Consider the following 19562-nt stretch of genomic DNA (forward strand, 5'->3'; position numbering starts at 1 on the left):
GCCAAGCGTCGTGGCCCTGCTCAAGCGCTGCAGTGTCGGCCGCAGTGCTTGCCAAACAACATCGCCGCGCGGCACATTCGCACCCAGCACAACCATGGACGGTACTATGAAAAAAATCGCACTCCCGCTGATCACATTGATCGCCTTCTGCGCCTACACCCTCCACGTCATGCTGCAGGCCGAACAGTCCCTGCTGCAGTTCGGCCTGCAGCTGATGGCCAGCGCCGATACCGCCCAGGTAGTGATCGACCTGTACATTATGGCGACCCTGGCCTGCGTCTGGATGTATGCCGATGCCAAGGCGCGCGGCAAGTCGCTGACCTACCTGCTGCCGTTCCTGCTGCTGACCGCGGTGTTCGTGTCCGTCGGCCCGCTGCTCTATCTGGTGGTCAAAGCCCTGAGCAAGGACGGCCCTGTCCCCGTCAGCTCGGCCGCCACTGCGAAAACACCATGAGCACTGCCAGCTTGCTGACTTCCCTGCTGCACTACAACGCCTGGGCCAACCGGGAGTTGCTCAGCGAACTGCAACGGCTCGATCCGCACGCCCAGCAAGCCGAACTGCATGCTGCCCTGCGCATCCTCAACCATATCCATGTGGTCGAGCGCATCTTCGTCGCCAACCTGCAGGGCCTGCCGCACGCGTACACGGCCACCAATACCGAGCAAACACCAACCCTCGAGGCGCTGCAGCAGGCGGTGCAGAGCACCGACCGCTGGTATCTGGACTATGTCGCCGGCTTGAGCGCCGAGCAGCTAGGCGAAATCATTGCCTTCACCTTTGTCGACGGCGACAGCGGGCGCATGAGCCGCGAGGAGATGCTGATGCATATAGTCACCCACAGTGGTTACCACCGCGGCGCGGTAGGCAGGATCATGGCGCAGCTGTCACTGGCGCCACCGCGAGATATCTACAGCCGCTTTGTGCATGAGGTCGAACCTGAACGCCATCAACCGGCCTGAGCACCCGCGCATCCGACGCCGCACACCAAGGCGTTGGAAGCCGGCATACGCGAAAAACGACCCCGGACGGCTCAACATTTGGAGTGTCAGCCATGCGCATTGCTGCCGCACAGTCACCCTCGGTTCCCGGCGACCTCGCCACCAACCTCGAGATTCACTGCCGCTTTATCCAGGCGGCGGCCGAGGCCGCTGTCGATATTCTGGTGTTTCCCGAGCTATCGCTCAGCGGCTATGAGCTGGCGCAACTAAGCAATTGCACGGTGCAACCTGACGATGGGCTGCTAGCCCCGATTCGCCACCTTGCCCGCGCCCACAGCATGACGGTGGTGCTCGGCGCGCCCATCATCAGCGACTCGCCGCTACCCTATATCGGCGCCATCAGCTGCTTCCCCGATGGCCGCGTAACGGTTTATTGCAAGCAGTACCTGGACGCCAGCGAAGTTGCCTTCGCGACTCAAGGAGACCGCGGAGCCAAACTCCATCGAGTGAAGGGCGAGTCGTTCAGTTTGGCGATCTGCGCCGACACCACCCACGAACAGCACGCCCGTGATGCTGCCAACGCGGGCGCCTCCCTGTATCTGGCTGGCGTGTTGCTGTCCCAGGCCGGCTATCCGCAGGACTCCGCCAACCTGCAGCGTTATGCAGCCCGCTACTGCATGACCACGCTGATGGCCAACCACGCCGGGCCTGCCGGGCCTTACGTGTCGGCAGGACGAAGTGCGATCTGGTCCGCCGATGGGTCGCTGGTAGTTGAAGCTCCCGGTGCGGGCAGTTATCTGGTGATGGCGACAAAAGACCCGCACGGCTGGACAGGGCAACTGATGGCCGTCGAAGCCTGATGCATCAACTCAGTGAGATGCCGGAAAAATCAAATCACACCTGCGGCGGCCGATCGATAAAACGGCTATACCGATTACCCATCAGCCACTACCCCACCCGGAAATTCACCACTCTGGCACTCTGAGTGGCTGTGGCTGAGGCAAATTCAAAGGCCGCCGAACCCTGACTAGCAGTCTAACCCGCGTGATGCACTACGCAGTAACGGCTCAACTCGAGTACTTGCCCAGATGAACGTCGAAATACAAGCCATTGAATTCAACCACCAAGCGCAGCAGTTACTCGCGGCCTGTCACTTGCCAACAGAAGATCTTCAGGCCCCTGTGACCTCCCTGCACCTGTTTGGCTGTCAGGTTGACGGCCGCCTTGCAGGTCTCGTGGGTGTCGAAATGCATGGGCCGGATGCACTGTTGCGTTCTCTCGCCGTGGCCGACTTCGCGCGGGGTAAGGCGCTGGGCGACGCATTGCTGGTGTATGCCGAACAGTTTGCCGTGGCTCATGGCGTGCAAGCCGTCTACCTACTGACAACAACGGCCGAGGGCTTTTTTGCACAACGCGGCTACTGCCTCGCCGAACGCGAAGCGGCCCCAGCCGCGATCGCCGCGACCCAACAGTTTTCCGGGCTTTGCCCGGCGACCGCAGCGTTTATGCTCAAGCGACTAAATGAACCCGCAGGGTAGGCATGCCGCAGGTCTATCTGGCAGTTGCCAGCCCGGATGCAGTCCGGGACCTGGCAGCGCCTGGCCTACTTCCCCGGATTGCATCCGGGCTACTTTGATTAAGCGCGCGGTAGGCTGAGGCGCACTTCAACGCCGCCCTCGACATTACTCAGCGCCAACTCGCCGCTGTGCAACAGGGCCACCTCCCGGACGAAGTTCAGCCCCAGGCCAGTGCTCTTGCGCCCACTGGCCGGACGCGGCAGCGAGTAGAAGCGCTCGCACAGGCGGCCCAGGGCGTAGTCGGGAATCGGCTCGCCCTGGTTGAATACTCGAACGTCGATCAGCTCGCCGCTGGCATTGGCAGCAAGGCGGATCAGGCCGCCACGCGGGGTGAAGTCGAGGGCGTTATCCAGCAGGTTGCTCAGGGCCTGACGCAGCAGGAAGCGTTCGCCACGAACGGATAAAGTTTGAGGAATCAGGTTCTCGACCCGTAGCCCGGCGCGCTCGATACGCGCCATTTGCCCCTGCAAGAGAGACTCGACCAGCGGCTGCAGCGCTACAGCCACCTGCTCGTCCAGGCCCTGGCGCTGCTCGACCTGGGCCAGGTGCAGCAGGCGCTCGATCAGCTGCTGCAGACGCGCGCTTTCCTGCTCGATATTGCCGACGAAACGCTGCCGCTGCTCTTCCGGCATGTCGCCGCCGAGCAGTTCGGCGGCGCCGCGAATAGCCGCCAGCGGGCTCTTCAGCTCATGGGTCAGGGTGTGTACGTAGCGCTCGACATAGGCCTTGCCCTCCAGCTCGGTGCGCATGCGTTCGACCGCCTCGGCCAGGTGCGTCAGCTCGCCGCCACTCAGGGCCGGCAATTCGGCGCGCTGCCCGGCACTTACCGCCTGGGCATAGCGGGTCAGGCGCCGCAACGAGGCGCTGAGCCACCAGGACAAAACGCCGCCGAGCAGCAGGCCGAGGCCGATCAGGCCGCCACCGAGCCAGCCCAGGCGTTGCTGCGAACGTTCGATATAGGGCTGCAGGGTGCGGTTCGGCTTGGCCACCGAGACCACGCCGATGATCTGCTGGCCCTGCATGATCGGCGCCGCCACGTACATCACAGAGGAGTCCTCATCGTTCGGGTCCTCGCGGGTCGATCGCGCGCCGTACTCACCGCGCAGGGTGCGGTAGACGTCGTTCCAACGTGAGTAGTCCTGGCCCACGGCGCCACCGCTGGAGTCGAGCAGGACGATGCCCTCGGCATCGGTGACATAGATGCGATGGTTGACCTGGGTCTTCTGCACGCCCCAGATATCGGCCTGCGGCTGGCGTTGGCCATAGGCCTTGAGCAGCTCGGGCAGACGACTCTGTGCCAGGCGGCCGTCCCTGAGATCGTCACGGAGGATTTCCGCCAGCAGGTTGGCGGTATCCACCAGGGTTTCCTCGGTGGACTGGCGCACGCCGGGGCGGATCTCATCCATCACCGTGCTCAGCACGAACCAGCCGGCCAGGCCGACGAAGAGGAAATACACCAGGAAAATACGAATGCCGAGCGGCATTAAACCAGCCTCAGGCTGTAGCCCAGGCCGCGATGGGTCTGGATCGGCTCGGCATCGACGGCCACCGCGCGCAACTTGGCGCGCAAGCTCTTGATATGGCTGTCGATATTGCGCTCATAACCGACATCGGCGGCCACCCCCAGACCGTCCAGCAATTGCTCGCGGCTGAACACGCGTTCGGGCTGGGCGAGCAGGGTCTGCAACAAACGAAACTCATGGCGGGTGAGGCCGAGCAACTGGCCGTGGTAGTGAATCTGTACCCGCTCGCCATCCAGCTGGAAAGGCCCACTCGGCTCGGCCACGAGGGCGGCGCGCGGCACTACGCGCTTGAGGATGGCCTTGACCCGCGCCGCCACTTCGCGCGGGCTGAACGGCTTGACCACATAGTCGTCGGCGCCGATCTCCAAGCCCACTACCCGGTCGATCTCAGCATCGCGCGCGGTGAGGAAGATCACCGGTACCTCGGAAAAACGGCGCAGGCGTTTACAGGCCTCGAACCCGCTGATATCCGGCAGGCCGACATCGAGAATCAGCAGGTCCACCGGCTGCTGCTGCAGATAATCCAGACCGGCTTGCGCCAGACCCAACCAGTGGGTGCTGAACCCCTCGGCCTGCAGGGCGTAGATCAGGGTGTCGGCAATCGCGGCTTCGTCTTCGACGATCAATATATGAGGCATGGGCATCCTGCAGGTGAGCGGCTCGCCGAGGAGCCTGCGGCAGGGCACTCGTAGCGTCAAGGGCGCTTAGCTCAGAGGATGAGGCCTGCAAAACGTAGCCTGGATGAAATCCAGGAATTCACTCGCACGGTGGACGTCCGCCCCGGATTGCATCCGGGCTACGGATGCCCTCGGGGGCTTCATCAGGCCATCAACCCAACTGGAAGCGCCCGGTGTTTTGCGTCAGTCCCTCACTGCCTCGGCGCAGTTGCTCGGCGGCGGCGCTGACCGCCTGGGCGCCATCGAGCAGATGACCGGCGCTCTGGTCGACCTGCTGGATATTGCCGCTGACCTCATCGGCGGTCGCCGCCTGTTGCTCGGCAGCGGTGGCGATCTGTGCCAGGCGATCGCTGACCCGCTGCACCGACTCGACGATGCCCGCCAGGTCTTCGCCCATCGCCAGTACGCTGCCGACATCGCCCTCGGCTTGACTGACCGCCTCTTCCATCAGGCTGACGGACTGGCCGACCACCTTGTGCAGATCGGCGACGGTCTGGGCGATTTCCGCGGTGGAGTTCTGCGTGCGCTGCGACAGGCTACGCACTTCGTCGGCGACCACGGCAAAGCCGCGGCCCTGCTCGCCGGCACGCGCTGCCTCGATGGCCGCATTGAGTGCCAACAGGTTGGTTTGCTCGGCGATGCCCTTGATCACATCGACCACCCGGGTGATCTGTTCGGTCTGCACGCGCAGCTGCTGCAAGGTGGCCGCGCTGTCGCCCAAGCGACTGCTCAGCTGACGCATGCTGGCGCTGGTGCGCACGCTGCGCTGGTTGCTCTGCGTGGCGATTTCACGGGTTTGCCCGGCCTCCACCGCCGCCTGCTCGCAGCTTTGCGCGACGCTCTGCGCGGTGGCGGCCATTTGCGTCGCCGCAGTGGCGATCTGGCTCATCTGCGCCTGCTGCTGTTCCACTTCATTCAGCGCCTCGCTGGCCTGAGCACTGAGGGTTTGCACGGTACCGTCGAGCTGCTGGCTCTCCTGATTGACCCCGAGCATGGAGCCGCGCAGCTGCTCGACCGCAGCGTTCAGGGCGCTGGCGATAGCCGCCAGATCATCCTCGCCATGCACCTGCATGCGCACCCGCAGGTCGCCATCGCGCAGGCCTTGGGCCGCTGCAATGATGCCGGCGGTGCTGCGACTGATCGAAGCGTTGAGACACAGCAGCACATACAGCGCCAACAGGGTGAGCACGGCAAAGGCGCCGATTACCTCGGTCATATCGAGTACCCGGCTCTGCCGATAGGCGCCCAGGCTCAAGGCGAACTGTTGGTAAAGCGCTTGCTGCAGCGCGCGCAATTTTCCACCTAGAGCGTCAGTGCGCTGAATCAGTTGTTCTGTACTGACTGTCATCGGGCTAGCCTCGAACATGTCGCGATCGATCTCGGCCAGCGACAGTTCAAGGCCCTTCCTGGCCTCGGCGAAGGGCCCCTGCAGCTGCACCATCACCTGCGGCGACTCTTGCGCCAAGGTGGTTTGCGCCTTAATCAATTGATTGAGCGACTCCTCCAGGCCACGGCGTAACTCGCCGATTTGCAAGCGGCTTTGCAAGGTAAACCGCTGGGATAACACGGCGCCATAGCCATGCGCGACAAAGCTACCGAGGCGCTCCAGCATCAGCGGCAGGGTAACGCTCAGATTCTCTACGAGCAGCGAGGTGTCGAGGTGCGAGTCGAGGGTCAAGCCGCTGTCGGTGACCAGCTGCTCACGCAACACCGTCAACTGCATCAGGGATTTTTGGTAACGCTGCACGGCATCCGGTAACGCCAGCTGACCGACCGAGGCCACACTCAACTCAGGACGTAACGCTTGCAAGGCAGTGAATTTTTCCACCGCCATAGGGCTCGACGAGCTATTTTTCAGCACCGCACCGGCCCGTTTCAGCGCCTCGTCCAGGCCTGCAGCACGTTGATGCAAGAGTTTTTCGGCCTGCTCGTCGGTGCCTTTCCAACGCGCGATCAAGGTCTGCTGCTCAAGCAGTTCCTGTTGCACCGCCCCCAGCGCCTGCACCCCGCGCATACCCTCAAGCTCTCGGTCTATCAGGCTCAACCGCGACAATTGATCAGCGGTGATCATCCACAGTGCATAGCCCAGCGGCAGCACGAACAACACGAACAACAGCTGAAACTTACGCGCGAAGCTGAATCGCTCCAATACACGTACACCCGGTTTGAGTACTCCAGTCATAGCGACACCTCAACGAGTCCAGCGCGCCCCCTGAGAGGGGCGGCAAAGAACATCATCAAGCAATAACTACGCCGACTACTCGCGCGGCCCGCTGCCGGTCATTCCAGCAACGGCGCGCAGATAACACCGGAGGTTTCAGCACTGCGGACGAGCAACGCTGTAGCGGTCCGCCGGATCAATCGCCGCATCGAAATCGCGCAAGGCACTGGCACCGATCAACAGCGGGTAGTTGAAGTGACTGCGGTCGGTGAGGTTGACCTCGATGGTGCGCGCCTGATTGCCCAGACAGACCTCCATGTCGACCACCGGGCGCTTGGCCACGGTCGCGCTGCTGGCCGAGCCGCCCTCTTCGGCACGCGACTTGATCTCACCGATGCGCGCGATGGGTTGCTCGAACAAGGTGTCGCTGGCGTTCTCGGTGGCCAGGCGAAAACGCACCCAGTCCTCACCGTTGCGCTCGAAGCGCTCGATATCCTTGGCCGACAGCGACGCGGTCATCGCGCCGGTGTCCATCTTGGCTTTCAGGGTCTGGCCGATTTGCGGCAGGTGGATGTATTCGTAACGTCCGTAGAGGGTCGGTTGATTGGCCATCGCCGGCAGGGCAACCAGAGCCAATAAAGCAGCAATAATCTTCACGTCGAGCGTTCCTCCGTCAAAAAACTCACGGACTAGGACTGGCTCGGCTGCCGATGGTTCAGCAAAAAAGGTTGGGCGCTAGCGAGCGGGCTGCCCGCTCCACATCTCGTCCAGATTGCGAAAACCCCAGGTGGCGGCGGATTCCCGCGCGACGATCTTGTCACGGCCAACCCATTTGGCCAGGTCGATGATCTCCTGGGCAATCGGCACCTTGCTAGTGGCCGAAAAGAACACCTTGACCCTCGGCGTCAGCAGCGACTGCCCATGCTGTTCCAGGACCACGCCGAGCCGGCCGCTCTGCAGGCGTACCAGCGAACCGGTGGGGTAGATGCCGATAGCCCTGACGAAGGCCTGGAACACGGCCTCGTCGAAGTGCCCCTTGCTCCACTCGGCCATCTTGCGGATCGACTCGGCGGGCTCCCAGCCGGCCTTGTAGGGACGATTGGAGGTGATCGCGTCATACACGTCACAGACCGCGCCCATCTTCGCGAACAGGCTGATTTGTTTACCACTGAGTCGGTGCGGATAACCTGTGCCGTCGACCTTTTCATGGTGATGCAGACACACGTCCAGCACCAGCGCACTGACCTGATGACAGTCCAGGAGAATCTTGCCCCCGGCTTCCGGGTGGCCGCGGACCAGCTCGAACTCAGCGTCACTGAGTTTGCCTGGCTTGTTCAGCACTTCCTGCGGCACTGCCATCTTGCCGATGTCGTGCAGCAAGCCCGCCATGCCCGCCTCGCGGACCTGTTCATCGCTCAACTCGAGCTGACGCGCCAGGGCGATCATCAAGGCGCAGACCGCGACCGAGTGCATGTAAGTGTACTCGTCCGCGTGTTTGAGCCGCGCCAGGCTGATCAAGGCATTCGGCTGGCGTAGGATCGAGGCGGATATCTCGTCGACCAGTTCGGCCACGTGCGCTACGTCGATCGCCCGGCCCATGCGCGCATCGCCGAACATCGTCATCACCGCGGCCTTGGAGCTGTCGCAGAGCTTGGCCGCGCGCTCGATTTCCTCATCCAGCGCCAGTCGCTCGACTTTCTTCGTCGACTCGGCGGCGAGCAGCAGCGTCTCGGTCTCGACATTCACTTGCTCGACCGTCTGCCCGCTCGGCACATTCAGGCCTTTGTCGATATCGATCCACACCTCGCGAATACCGCTGTCGCGAATGCGTTGCAGATCCTTGGGATTGTCCAGCAGGAACCGGGTTTTCCAGAACGGATGCTCCATCCACGAACCGCACAGCTCATGGATGTACATGCCCTGGAGCAACTCGGAGACGGGAATGCGTTTAAGCACGAAGGTGACCACAGCGGCGACGGATGAACGCTCTAAGCATAATCCATCCATCGCCGGTGACCGTTTCACTTCAGACAAATATTTACCTGGCCCCGCCCTATCAGACGCTGACGTTGAGGCAGCGGAGCAACCCTACCTGAGCACCACTTGACGCACGCTCTCAGCCAGCGCTTGAACCCTGGATAGTGGCCGTAACAGGATCAAGTGGGTAGATATCGCTCAGCCCACTGCTCCGCCGCCACGCCCTGCTCGATCATCTGCTCGATGTCCGCGGCAGCACAGCCCAACTGCTGGAGCACTGCTCGAGTGTGGCTCCCATATTTGGGCATGACGCTCGGCAGCTTGACGCGAGCCCGTTGCAGACGGATCGAGTTGGGCGCGATCAGCGCCACACTGTGACCACAGGGATGCTCGGGGTACTCAATGAAGGCCACGGTCTTGGCTCCGTGCAGATCGATACCGCTGGCCTCATTCATCAGCGACGCTTCGCGCAACTGGCTCATGCGGCCCAACGGCTGGCAGCCTATGTCGAGCGGAGCCAGCAGCGCCTGCCAGTGATTCATTGTCTGGCTGGCGAAAAGCCTCTCGAGACGCTGCTCGGCCGCCGAGTTGTCGGCGGACTCGAGCCCGGACAGGTCCAGTACCCGCCCCAGGGCAGCCTGCTGAGTCTGTCGATTCAGCGCCAGGAACAGCCAACCATCCAGCGTCTGGTAGCAGCGATAGAACGCATTAGCCCCCTTAACCTCCCGCCCACTGGGCTCATCGAAGGGGCCGCGTCCGGCGTAGTCGTACATGAATGGCACCTGAATCAACTGCCCCGCAGCCACCAGCGAGCTACGCGCCAGTGAACCTCCATGGCCATGCGCACGCTTGACCAGCGCGACCCCGATGGCCTGCGCGGCACAATACCCGCCCAGCACATCAATCGTACCGAAGTGTGCATGCTCCTCGGGTGTCTGCATGCCGCCACCGAAGCGCGCCATGATGCCGGTGGTGGCTTGAACCAGATCGTCATAGCCCGGCTGGTCACTGCGCGGCCCCCTCTTTGGCCCACCGTAGGCATCGAACTGACAGAGGATCAGCTCGGGGTTTATCCGCTGCAGTCGTTCGACCGACAGGCCCAGCCGCGCCAACTGGGTATCACTGCCGTTGATCGTGATGACGTCGACGTGCATCAGCAACTTGTCCAGCACCGCTTGGCCCTGCTGGCTTTGAAGATCCAGCAAGACACTCTGCTTGCCCTGATTGGCCTGCATGCCGAACACCGACGTGTTCCAAGGATCCAGCGCCGGTTTTGCTGGATCGATACTGATAATTTCGGCGCCAAAGCGGGCCAGGGTACAGGCAATGGTAGGCCCGGCAATCACATTGGTCAGGTCGAGAATCTTAATACCGTCAAGCCAGCCTCTGGCTGCCGGTGCCTCACCGGCTGCTGGCTGTGGAACGGCCCGCTCACGCCAACTGGCCAATAGCTTCAGCACGCCAGCTCGATCGGTGGTGGGTGACTGCGCCGGCTGTTTCTCGGTAACAGCCTCATCACCTTGCAGCCAACAGATATTGCCCAGCTGGCGCATGGTTCCGAAACGCGGGTCTTCAACCTCCAGCACACTTGCCGACTGCAAGGCATGCTCGCTGGCCAGCCATTCGCTGGTTAGCTGGTGCGCACAACCCGGCACACCGGCCTCGCCGAATAGACGCTGCCATTCGTAGGCAGGCTTGGTTTGGAATGCCGCTTTCATCTTGCTGGAAACCAGCTCTGCCCATTCCCGCGACAGCGGATAGGACAAGAGCGTGCAGTCGGCGCCATCCGGCCAATCCGCGACATCCAGGTAGGGACTGTGGGTCGGTATGCCCGCCGCTCTGACTTCGTCCCAGAGCCCCAATACCTTCAGGCAGCCGATCGGATGGCGGCTGTGGGAACAGCAGACGGCGTAGAAAGGACGGCCGTCCTGGCAAACATAGGTGCGGTAGAAGGGGTCGAGGAACTCCTGCAGATCTGCATAGTGCAGGTTCAGCGGCAGGTCATTGGTACGACGACGCTCGATCTCGCGCTCACGCAGCGACTTGTAGCGCTCGGGCAGCCCCTCAATGTGCATGGAGTTGTAGGCCAGGCCTTCCATGAGCGCAGCGGCGATCGGCACTTCGATCCTTTCACCCTGCCCCGTTTTGACCCTATCAAACAGTGCCAAGGTCACCGCGGTAGCGCCGAGCACCGAGGCATAAGCGGATGCCAGGGGCAGCGGTGAGAACGACGGGCTGATCCCCATCAACACTCGGCTAAGGCCCATGTCGGTGAACTGCCCGACTGCCGCGGCGATAATCCCTTCCCAGGCAGGTAGCGCTGCATGTTCTGCGTCTTTCTCGGCAAACCCTGGCAGGGACAGGTAGACCAGCGACGGATTGATCACCTTCACCTGCTCGGGCCCCAGACCCAGCCGGGCCATCACCCCTGGGCGGAAATTCTCGATCAGCACATCGGCGTTTCTGATCAGCTCCAGCGCCAGCTTCCGGTCTTGCTCGCCGTGCAGGTCCAGGCTGATCCGCTGCTTGCCCCGATTGAGTATCGCGTCCGCCGGGTTATCCCAACGCGGGCCCTGGGGCGGGTCTATGTGGACCACCTCGGCCCCCTGGTCGGCCAACATCATCGCCACGGCCGGCCCGGCAATGTACTGACCGAAGTCGACAACCCGGTATCCGCTCAATGGGCGCTGCTGAATCGCTTTCATATACACCTGCCGCTATTGATGAATTGAATAGCTGCGAGCCTAAGAAATCGCTGCCGGGAGGCATATCGGATAGTTTCGGACTGAGTGTTCGATTTTTTTGTACACTCCAACACAGCCAATTTCGCAGACCAGCAAGCAGTCGATACCAGGGGGCTCCGTTGGACCTGCAAGCAATCAAGACCTTCCTCACCCTGGCCGACCTGAAACGCTTGAGTCTGTGCGCCGAACAACTCTGCCTGACCAAGTCGGCAGTCAGTTCGCGGATCAAGCAGCTTGAAGAACAGCTGGATCAAGCGTTATTCGTCCGCAGCAATGAAGGCATGTCATTAACCCCGGCCGGGCGCCAGTTCTATCAACATGCCATCGCCATGCAGCAGCGCTGGCAACGTGCCAAGCGCGAACTCGCCCAGCAGCAAACCAGCAGCGGTCGACTGCGCCTCGGTGCGCACCCCAGCCTGGCCGGCGATCTACTGTTTCGTTGGGGCAGCGTCCTGCACCAATACGACCCACACCTGAACATCCACCTGGAGGCCGATTATTCGGGAGCCATCGTCCGCCAGATCGCCGCGGGAGCGTTGGATATCGGCATTATCTTCGTCGCCGACACTACGGCCGGCCTAGTGGTCGAGCAGGCTGCAGAAGACCGGTTGCTGATGGTGTCCAGCCGCGCCACGTCGCTGGACCAAGTAACCGCCGACAACTACCTGTATATCGACTGGGGCTGGGGCTATAACGCGGCGCACTCGGAGCGCTTGCCGCAGCTGCAGAGCAGCAGACTGACCTGCGGCTTTGCTGCGCTGGGATTGCCCTGGCTGCAGCGCAACGGGGGGTGCGCCTACCTGCCTGAGCGTCAGGTGACGCCACTCCTGAATTCAGGCGAGCTGCACCGGGTGGCGGATGCGCCGGAGTTCCGACGGCCCATCTACGTCACCTATGCCAGCGATGCGCAGAACCCACGGCTACTGCAGGTGGCCCTGAGCAGCTTGAGCGAGGTTCTGGCGCAGCCCTGAAACGGCACGGGCCTCCCAAAGGAGGCCCGTGCCTTGCAGCGCAGCGCTAAGGACGCTTAGGCGTTATCCGTCTGGACCTTGACGTCTGCGCCTGCGACTTCGCCCGAGTCCATGATCAGCGACTTGAGCACGCCAAGGGTCATCAGCAGTATCACCACACTGAGCGGTAGTGCCGCTGCGATATTGGCGGTCTGCAGCGCACTGAGGCCGCCGGCGACCAGCAATACCCCGGCGACGAAACCGATCACTGTGCCCCAGAAGATGCGGAAGATCTTCGGCGGCTCCTCGTTACCCAGGGACAGGATGGTGGTCAGCACCAGGGTGCCGGAGTCGGACGAGGTGACGAACCAGCTGAGCAGCAGGAACACCAGCATGGCCGACAGCAGCCAACCCATGACGCCGGTACCGGCGATGCCGTCTGCCGCGGTGAACAGCGCGGCAGGCAGGTTCCAGGCGTTCACCAACTGGACCAACTCGCCGGTGCCGGCGCCGCCCGCGGCGTTCAACTCCTGATACAGCGCCGAACCGCCGAAGATGCCCAGCCAGACGAAGATGATGAAGGTCGGCACAAACAGCACGCCGAGGACGAACTCACGCAGGGTGCGGCCGCGCGAGATGCGCGCGATGAACAGGCCGACAAACGGAGCCCAGGCCAGCCACCAGCCCCAGTAGAACACGGTCCAGCCGTTCTGCCAGGCCGCCGGGCCTTCCTCTTTCGGGAACCACAACCCCATCGGCATGAAATTGGCCAGGTAGCTGCCGAGCGACTCACCAAACATGCTCAGCAGCCAGGTAGTCGGCCCGCCGAACAGGAAGAAGGCCACCACCAGAGCGGAGATGATGATGTTCCATTCAGAAATGATCTTGATGCCGCGACCCACACCGGACAGGGCGGACATGATCGATACGATGGAGATCAGACCGATCAGCACCAGTTGCGTGGTGGTGCCCGGATCGACACCGATCAGGCGCTCCAGTCCCACGGCCATCTGGCTGACGCCCAGGCCCAGGGAGGTGGCGATGCCGAACACGCAGCCGAGCACGCCGAACAGGTCGACGACATGACCGATCGGACCGTAGATGCGATCGCCGATGAAGGGATGCAGCGCCGAGCGCAGGGCCAGCGGCAGCTTCTTGCGGTAGGCGAAATAGGCCAGCGACAGGCCGACGATGGCGTACACCGCCCAGCCATGAAAGCCCCAGTGAAAATAGGTGACCCGCAGGGCATCCACCGCCCGTGCATGACCAATGGCAGTGGCGCCAGCCAGGTCGGCATAGGGGTTGTTCGGGTAGCCGAAGGCGCCGCTGTTATCCAGGTAGAAGATCGGCTCGGCGACACCGAAGAACAGGATGCCGATGCCGATGCCGGCGGAGAACAGCATGGAGAACCAGGCAAAATTGCTGAACTCCGGCCTACTGTCATCGTCGCCGAGGCGCACGCTGCCGTAGCGGGTGAACACCAGCACGAAGCAGACCGCGATGAAGAACACCATAGCCACCAGGTAGTACCAGCCGAAAATCCCTTCGATCCAGCTGCGAGTGGCGCCGAACAGCTTCCCGGCCAATTCGGTATTGAATCCGGCAAACAGCACGAACGCCAAAACCATGACTGCGGACACAATAGTCATGCCCTTGTGCATGCCTTTGAACAGGCCGGTTTTACACAGCAAATCTTCTTTGAACACGGTAGTGCCAGGGGCGCCACCGAACTTATCTTTTATTGTCGACATTTACGTGTTCTCCACGGGGAGCTACGGCTAATTTTTGTACTTCTTATGCGTGTCGCTATTTCTCCAATTCACTGGAGAAACTCTTCTCGCGCCAGCTGATCTGCCTGGCACCAAACTTTCGCCTCACAAATTGTTCATCGTTCAGCAGTCCCTGGCGCCGATCGACGCGTTCCACTGCAGTTTGAACAATCACTCATCACTTACGAGGCATAGGCGCTAGTCACGCTTGTGCGTGGTTTGCGTAATCCGATTCTCAAGTCAGCGGCTTCAGCTGAAGCGGCCGCATCACGAAAAATTCGGCAAAACCGATACGAAAAGCATTGTCATGAAGAGGAAAAGTCAGCGACAGCAATAAAAACACTGCCTTTGCCCTCGGTATATTTATGCGTTTCTGCCCAGTTTCATAAACGGGCGGCGTTATGTCTGACTGGCGCGTTATCGCCCTAGCGTTGCAGCACATGAATCCGCGAGAGCAGTTCGTCCCGATCGACATAGCAGCCCTTGAAATGCCGCGCCCCGCTGGCCGGGTCAAATTCAGTGCGAGCATGCAGGGTGCGGCGGTTGTCGAAGCACCAGAGTTGTCCCGCATCCAGCCTGCGCTGCACACGGAAACGCGGTTCGCGGGTCATGGCGATAAAGCGGCGGTAGGCGCTATACAGCGCTGGCATGCGCTCGACCGGTGCATCGAAGGCGCCCCGCAGGAAGTTGCCCATGCGGATCTCACTGACCACGCCATAAGCATCCAGGGCGATGATCGGTGCCAGACGGTGGTAATCGCTGTTGCGGCTCCTGTTGCGGAACTCGATGGGCGTTTCACACAGGGTATGGAACAGCTCAGGCGCCTCCTGATGTAAGGCCTCGGCAATCGCGAAGCCGTCGACGAAGACACTCTCGCCGCCCGTGGCATCGTTGACCAGGCAATGCAGAAACTGCAGGCCCGGCTGCAGCTCGCGGGTCGGCAGGTCGGTGTGCAGCGGCAGGTTGAAGGAGGTGTAGGCATTGCTGTCGGCGTCGGCCTTGGACTGCACGTCGAACAGCACGCCGAAGTTGCTCTCGCGGATAAAGGAGATGCGCTTGGCGAGCGCCGGCAACACGTCCTCGGTGGTCGGCACACCGCGTAGCTGGGTCAGGCCGATGTCGCGCACCGCAAGCAGCCACTGCAGCAGCGCATCGTCATCCGCCATCACCGCCTGGTAGTCGAACTGCGGCAGCTGCTCGCTCATCTCGGCGCCCCACAGCTGGCTCTGCGGACGCTGCGCGCGGCGCTCGGCGCGCGAAACCTCATCGTAGGCGTGGGCGCGCAGCCAACCGGGGTGAAAGCGGCTGTGATGGCCGTCCTGCCAATCGATCAGTAGATGGCCTTGCTCGTCGATGCGGGTGCGCTGGGGATGCAGCTGCTCCGGCACATCGACGATCTCGAACAGCTGCTCGCGGGTCACGCTGTACACGCACTGGCCGCAGGCGCAGTTGTCGCGCAACCACTGATAGTGGAAGGGACTGACCCGCCCGTCGCTCCAGTGCGTGTCCAGCGCATCGCTCGCAGGGACCAGATTGACCAGGTCGGCGCTAATCGGATAACTGCGCCAATCGGCGATAGGCGCAGCGTCTAGGGAGGAATCTACAGCGTTCATGGCGATCTCCTTATTATTGCTTGCGGAAACACACAACGCGTCAGCCAACCAGCCAATCAGCCGCGCATACAGCCTATCCACTTCAGCCACCCGCCCCAGACCGCGCAGGCAGCCATGCACCAACCCATGCCCAGGCTCAAACAGCACCGCAACGCCATCAGCGGCCAGACGTTCGGCATAGAGCACGCCATCGTCACGCAACGGATCGAACTCCGCGACAGCGACAAAGGCCGCCGGTAAGCCAGAGAAATTATCTGAAGCCAGCGGTAGGGCGAGAGGGTTCCAACGCTGGTGCTGGTCTGCCAGATACATATCCAGGCAGGCCTGCAGATCATCCTGCGAAAGCAGGGGCGCATCAGCGCAACTCAGGTGCGAAGCCAGGAGCTGCGGACTCAGGCCTGGATAGATCAGCACCTGGGCGCAGGGCTGGCGCTGACCCGTCTCGCGTAATGCCAGACACAGCGCGACAGCGAGATTACCGCCGGCACTGTCGCCCGCCACAGCCAACAATTCCTGGTTCAATGGCACGCCGAGCAGGCCGGAGCGCAACGCCTGCCAAACGCTGCGGCAATCGTCGAGCGCTGCGGGAAAAGGCTGCTCCGGGGCCAGGCGGTAAGCGACTGCAACCACGACCACGCCAAGCTGCTGCGCCAAGTAGGCGCAGATGAAGTCGTGGGAATCAAGATCGCCAAGCACCCAGCCGCCACCATGCAGATAGAGCAGTCCAGGCCAACCTTCAGGCGGCGCTGTCCGCGCCGGTACATAGCGGCGTGTCGCCACCCCGGCGATAGGCGCATCGATGACTTCGAGTTCAGTCGGACGCTCCGGGGTAAACGCCGCGCACAACGCCCGATAAACCTCGCGCTGTGCGGCCAGCGAGTTGTCCGGCGAGTTAAACGCCAGGCAGTCGGCAACGAAATCCTTCATCTGTGCAGAAAGCGGGTAGTTACCAGACATCGACACTCCAGAGGGCCGAGCAGACCCGTTGTTCAACACATAAGTGACAAGCGTCCAGGGCCTGTTGGCAACGCCACGCATTGCCAGCGCGAGCGCCCGCTTAACTCGCGCGAGCAGGCAGGCCGATCAATCGGCCAACATAGGCTGAGGGGGGCAGGAGCCTATGTGCTTCGCCCAGCTGAACCACACGTGACTCCACCTCGGCGGCAAATACTGCGGGACGCCCCGTTTGGCTATCCATATTCATCAGCATCTGCTCGCTAGCGGCCAGTAGTTCATCTCCCCCGGGGTAATAAAGACCGTGGTGGATGTGCAGACGCTTGCGATCGTGGGCCAGCACCTGAGTACGCACTTCCACCTCGGCACCGAGCTTTACCTCGGCCAGGTAATTCAGATGGCACTCCAGGGTGTACAGGGTGTGCCCGGTGCGAGCGCGACCCGCCTCATCCAGGCCGAGGTGATCCATCAGCGAATCGGTGGCGAAACTGAAAATCAGCAGGTAGAAGGCATCGCGCAGATGGCCGTTGTAGTCCACCCATTCGGGCAGGACCGGGGTCTGGTAGGTAGTGAGGGCTGTCGGCGTGGGCATGGGGCAATACCTGCAATCATCTGTTCTGGAAGGCCTACGCCCCAACCTTACCGTTCGCACGGCAAAGCTGGGCGAGTGTCCACGTTAGCAATAGCTCAGTCGGCGAAGTCGAAGCCGTGCTTGGCCTTGGTTGCCTTGATCGCGTCCATCACCGCCATCAGGCAATCGTCACGGTAGCGTTCCAGCTCGGCGATGCTGCGCTCGCCCTGTTGCTCTGTAGTGCCGTCCACCACGCTGTCGATCAGGCCGTCGGTGAGTTCCGGCGCCTCGAGGTAGGTCCAGGGCAGTTTCAGCGCCGGGCCGAACTGCGACATGAAGTGGCGCATGCCGGCATTGCCGCCCGCCAGGGTATAGGTCAGGAAGCTGCCCATGAACGACCAGCGCAAGCCGGCACCGAAGCGGATCGCATCGTCGATCTCACCGGTGGTGGCCACACCGTCATTGACCAGGTGCAGCGACTCGCGCCACAGCGCCTCGAGCAGGCGGTCGGCGATGAAGCCCGGTACTTCCTTGCGCACGTGCAGCGGGCGCATGCCCAGGGAGGTATAGACCTGAATGGCTGCCTGCACCGCTTCCGGCGCGGTCTTCTCGCCACCCACAACTTCCACCAACGGCAACAGGTACACCGGGTTGAACGGGTGACCGACCACGCAGCGCTCGGGGTGCACGGCGTCGGCGTAGAACTCGCTGGGCAGCAGGCCCGAGGTGCTCGAACCGATCAGCACGTTGGGACGCGCCGCGGCGCTGATCTTGGCATGCAGGTCGAGCTTGAGCTCCAGGCGCTCGGGAGCGCTTTCCTGGATGAAGTCGGCGTCCTTCACACAGCCCTCGATGGTCGCCTCGAAACGCAGCCTTTGTTGCGATGCGCCGGGCGCCAAACCCTGCTGTTCCAAAGCCGGCCAGGCGTTGGCGATGCGCTCACGCAGCGCCGCTTCGGCGCCAGGTGCCGGGTCCCAGGCCACTACGTCGAGGCCATGGGCCAGGGCGCGGGCGATCCAGCCAGCGCCAATCACGCCTGTGCCGAGGGCGGCGAAAGTTTTTAGTTCGGTGATAAAGGCCATGGCGGCTCCTGCTTGGGTAGCCCGGATGTCATCCGGGCTGGTCATTCGATCTGTCCCGGATTGCATCCGGGCTACCGACGGCTTGAGTAGGGGTGAACGCTCAGCCGCGGGGCTTGAGGTTCATCTTGGCGCGGCCTTCGGCCGGGGTCAGGACGCGACCGCCGAGGCGCTCGATGATCTCCACCGCGCGCTGGACCAGGCTGCCATTGGTGGCCGGTACGCCCTTGTCCAGCCAGATGTTGTCTTCCAGACCGACCCGCACGTGACCGCCGAGCAGCATGGCCTGGGCAAGCATCGGCATCTGCAGACGACCGATGCCGAAGCCGGCCCAGGTGGCGCCAGCCGGCAGGTTGTCGGCCATGGCCTTCATGGTGGTGGTGTCGGCCGGGGCGCCCCATGGGATGCCCAGGCAGATCTGGAAGATCGGATCGTCGAGCAGGCCTTCCTTCATCATCTGTTTGGCGAACCACAGGTGACCGGTGTCGAAGATTTCCAGTTCGGCCTTAACGCCCAGCTCGGTGATGCGCTTGGCACCGGCACGCAGCTGCGCCGGAGTGGCGACGTAGATGTAGTCACCGTCACCGAAGTTCAGGGTGCCGCAGTCCAGGGTGCAGATTTCCGGGCGCAGTTCCTCGATATGCGCCAGGCGGGTCAACGGGCCGACCAGGTCGGAACCGGTGCCAAACTCCATGGGCTGCTCGCCCGGGCCGATCTCCAGATCGCCGCCCATGCCGGCGGTGAGGTTGATGATCACGTCGGTGTCGCTCTCGCGGATGCGCTCGACCACCTCGCGGTACAGCGCCACGTCACGGCTGCCCTTGCCAGTCTTGGGGTCGCGCACATGGCAGTGGGCGACGGTGGCACCGGCCTTGGCGGCTTCGATGGCGGCGTCGGCGATCTGCTTGGGGGTCACCGGAATAGCCGGATGACGGCCCACAGTGTCGCCTGCACCGGTCACAGCACAGGTGACGATGATTTCGTAGTTCATGGATGTCTCTTCCTTAATCAGGGCGAGTGGGTGCCGT

At 62.5% G+C, this 19562-nt stretch carries 16 protein-coding genes and 1 pseudogene; 5 read left to right on the forward strand and 12 right to left on the reverse strand.

Features of this window, described 5'->3' with window-relative positions:
- Positions 1–106 precede the first annotated feature (106 nt).
- The 4 genes from TMS3_RS00535 (at position 107) to arsN2 (ending at position 2477) form a co-directional block, all read left to right on the forward strand.
- Positions 107–454: a DUF2834 domain-containing protein gene (locus TMS3_RS00535; protein WP_025163280.1), complete on the forward strand. Its 348-nt coding sequence runs from the start codon at positions 107–109 to the stop codon at positions 452–454.
- On the forward strand, positions 451–960 hold the full coding sequence (locus TMS3_RS00540) for a DinB family protein (RefSeq protein ID WP_025163281.1): 510 nt from the start codon (positions 451–453) through the stop codon (positions 958–960). Before TMS3_RS00535 ends, TMS3_RS00540 begins: the two co-directional genes overlap by 4 nt.
- A gap of 92 nt (positions 961–1052) precedes the next feature.
- A complete protein-coding gene (locus TMS3_RS00545) occupies positions 1053–1799 on the forward strand; it encodes a carbon-nitrogen hydrolase family protein (RefSeq protein WP_043301762.1) in 747 nt (248 codons plus the stop codon).
- Between the two features lie 228 nt (positions 1800–2027).
- Positions 2028–2477, forward strand: coding sequence for an arsenic resistance N-acetyltransferase ArsN2 (gene arsN2 / locus TMS3_RS00550; RefSeq protein ID WP_025163283.1), 450 nt, complete (start codon positions 2028–2030; stop codon positions 2475–2477).
- Between the two features lie 98 nt (positions 2478–2575).
- Here arsN2 and creC read toward each other — a convergent pair whose 3' ends face one another.
- The 6 genes from creC to TMS3_RS00580 form a co-directional block, all read right to left on the reverse strand.
- On the reverse strand, positions 2576–4000 hold the full coding sequence (creC, locus tag TMS3_RS00555) for a two-component system sensor histidine kinase CreC (RefSeq protein ID WP_025163284.1): 1425 nt from the start codon (positions 3998–4000) through the stop codon (positions 2576–2578).
- The gene (creB, locus tag TMS3_RS00560) at positions 4000–4677 is read right to left on the reverse strand and encodes a two-component system response regulator CreB (protein WP_025163285.1); all 678 of its coding nucleotides are present in this window, start codon (positions 4675–4677) and stop codon (positions 4000–4002) included. The genes creC and creB overlap by 1 nt, the downstream gene beginning before the upstream one ends.
- A gap of 190 nt (positions 4678–4867) precedes the next feature.
- Entirely contained in the window at positions 4868–6898 is a 2031-nt protein-coding gene (locus TMS3_RS00565; protein ID WP_025163286.1) for a methyl-accepting chemotaxis protein, read from the reverse strand.
- A 135-nt stretch (positions 6899–7033) separates the two neighbouring features.
- The gene (gene rloA2 / locus TMS3_RS00570; protein WP_025163287.1) at positions 7034–7534 is read right to left on the reverse strand and encodes a retropepsin-like aspartic peptidase RloA2; all 501 of its coding nucleotides are present in this window, start codon (positions 7532–7534) and stop codon (positions 7034–7036) included.
- 78 nt (positions 7535–7612) lie between these two features.
- Positions 7613–8833: an HD-GYP domain-containing protein gene (locus TMS3_RS00575; protein ID WP_025163288.1), complete on the reverse strand. Its 1221-nt coding sequence runs from the start codon at positions 8831–8833 to the stop codon at positions 7613–7615.
- A 200-nt stretch (positions 8834–9033) separates the two neighbouring features.
- Positions 9034–11559, reverse strand: a complete 2526-nt coding sequence (locus tag TMS3_RS00580) for a CoA transferase (protein WP_029866026.1) — start codon at positions 11557–11559, stop codon at positions 9034–9036.
- A 158-nt stretch (positions 11560–11717) separates the two neighbouring features.
- On the opposite strand from TMS3_RS00580, the gene TMS3_RS00585 reads away from it, so the two are divergent.
- Positions 11718–12569, forward strand: coding sequence for a LysR family transcriptional regulator (locus TMS3_RS00585; RefSeq protein WP_025163290.1), 852 nt, complete (start codon positions 11718–11720; stop codon positions 12567–12569).
- A 56-nt stretch (positions 12570–12625) separates the two neighbouring features.
- Here TMS3_RS00585 and TMS3_RS00590 read toward each other — a convergent pair whose 3' ends face one another.
- The 6 genes and pseudogenes from TMS3_RS00590 to TMS3_RS00610 all read right to left on the reverse strand — a co-directional run bounded on the left by TMS3_RS00590 (position 12626) and on the right by TMS3_RS00610 (position 19525).
- Positions 12626–14299, reverse strand: a complete 1674-nt coding sequence (locus tag TMS3_RS00590) for a BCCT family transporter (protein ID WP_083491676.1) — start codon at positions 14297–14299, stop codon at positions 12626–12628.
- A 443-nt stretch (positions 14300–14742) separates the two neighbouring features.
- A complete protein-coding gene (locus tag TMS3_RS00595; RefSeq protein ID WP_025163292.1) occupies positions 14743–15930 on the reverse strand; it encodes a gamma-butyrobetaine dioxygenase in 1188 nt (395 codons plus the stop codon).
- 39 nt (positions 15931–15969) lie between these two features.
- Positions 15970–16887, reverse strand: a pseudogene (locus TMS3_RS24395) (alpha/beta hydrolase); the annotation flags it as partial.
- Positions 16888–16987: 100 nt separating this feature from the next.
- Positions 16988–17476, reverse strand: a complete 489-nt coding sequence (locus TMS3_RS00600; RefSeq protein ID WP_025163293.1) for a thioesterase family protein — start codon at positions 17474–17476, stop codon at positions 16988–16990.
- A 95-nt stretch (positions 17477–17571) separates the two neighbouring features.
- The gene (locus tag TMS3_RS00605; protein WP_025163294.1) at positions 17572–18537 is read right to left on the reverse strand and encodes an L-carnitine dehydrogenase; all 966 of its coding nucleotides are present in this window, start codon (positions 18535–18537) and stop codon (positions 17572–17574) included.
- 100 nt (positions 18538–18637) lie between these two features.
- Positions 18638–19525, reverse strand: a complete 888-nt coding sequence (locus tag TMS3_RS00610; protein ID WP_025163295.1) for a BKACE family enzyme — start codon at positions 19523–19525, stop codon at positions 18638–18640.
- Positions 19526–19562 lie beyond the last annotated feature (37 nt).

The sequence above is a fragment of the Pseudomonas taeanensis MS-3 genome, assembly GCF_000498575.2.
In the GTDB taxonomy this organism is placed as follows: domain Bacteria; phylum Pseudomonadota; class Gammaproteobacteria; order Pseudomonadales; family Pseudomonadaceae; genus Aquipseudomonas; species Aquipseudomonas taeanensis.

Excerpts from the sequence above, each read along its gene's own strand:
- TMS3_RS00535 (WP_025163280.1), top strand. The coding sequence starts at position 107 with ATGAAAAAAATCGCACTCCCGCTGATCACATTGATCGCCTTCTGCGCC.
- TMS3_RS00540 (WP_025163281.1), top strand. The coding sequence starts at position 451 with ATGAGCACTGCCAGCTTGCTGACTTCCCTGCTGCACTACAACGCCTGG.
- TMS3_RS00545 (WP_043301762.1), top strand. The coding sequence starts at position 1,053 with ATGCGCATTGCTGCCGCACAGTCACCCTCGGTTCCCGGCGACCTCGCC.
- arsN2 (WP_025163283.1), top strand. The coding sequence starts at position 2,028 with ATGAACGTCGAAATACAAGCCATTGAATTCAACCACCAAGCGCAGCAG.
- creC (WP_025163284.1), bottom strand. The coding sequence starts at position 4,000 with ATGCCGCTCGGCATTCGTATTTTCCTGGTGTATTTCCTCTTCGTCGGC.
- creB (WP_025163285.1), bottom strand. The coding sequence starts at position 4,677 with ATGCCTCATATATTGATCGTCGAAGACGAAGCCGCGATTGCCGACACC.
- TMS3_RS00565 (WP_025163286.1), bottom strand. The coding sequence starts at position 6,898 with ATGACTGGAGTACTCAAACCGGGTGTACGTGTATTGGAGCGATTCAGC.
- TMS3_RS00580 (WP_029866026.1), bottom strand. The coding sequence starts at position 11,559 with ATGAAAGCGATTCAGCAGCGCCCATTGAGCGGATACCGGGTTGTCGAC.
- TMS3_RS00590 (WP_083491676.1), bottom strand. The coding sequence starts at position 14,299 with ATGTCGACAATAAAAGATAAGTTCGGTGGCGCCCCTGGCACTACCGTG.
- TMS3_RS00595 (WP_025163292.1), bottom strand. The coding sequence starts at position 15,930 with ATGAACGCTGTAGATTCCTCCCTAGACGCTGCGCCTATCGCCGATTGG.
- TMS3_RS00600 (WP_025163293.1), bottom strand. The coding sequence starts at position 17,476 with ATGCCCACGCCGACAGCCCTCACTACCTACCAGACCCCGGTCCTGCCC.
- TMS3_RS00605 (WP_025163294.1), bottom strand. The coding sequence starts at position 18,537 with ATGGCCTTTATCACCGAACTAAAAACTTTCGCCGCCCTCGGCACAGGC.
- TMS3_RS00610 (WP_025163295.1), bottom strand. The coding sequence starts at position 19,525 with ATGAACTACGAAATCATCGTCACCTGTGCTGTGACCGGTGCAGGCGAC.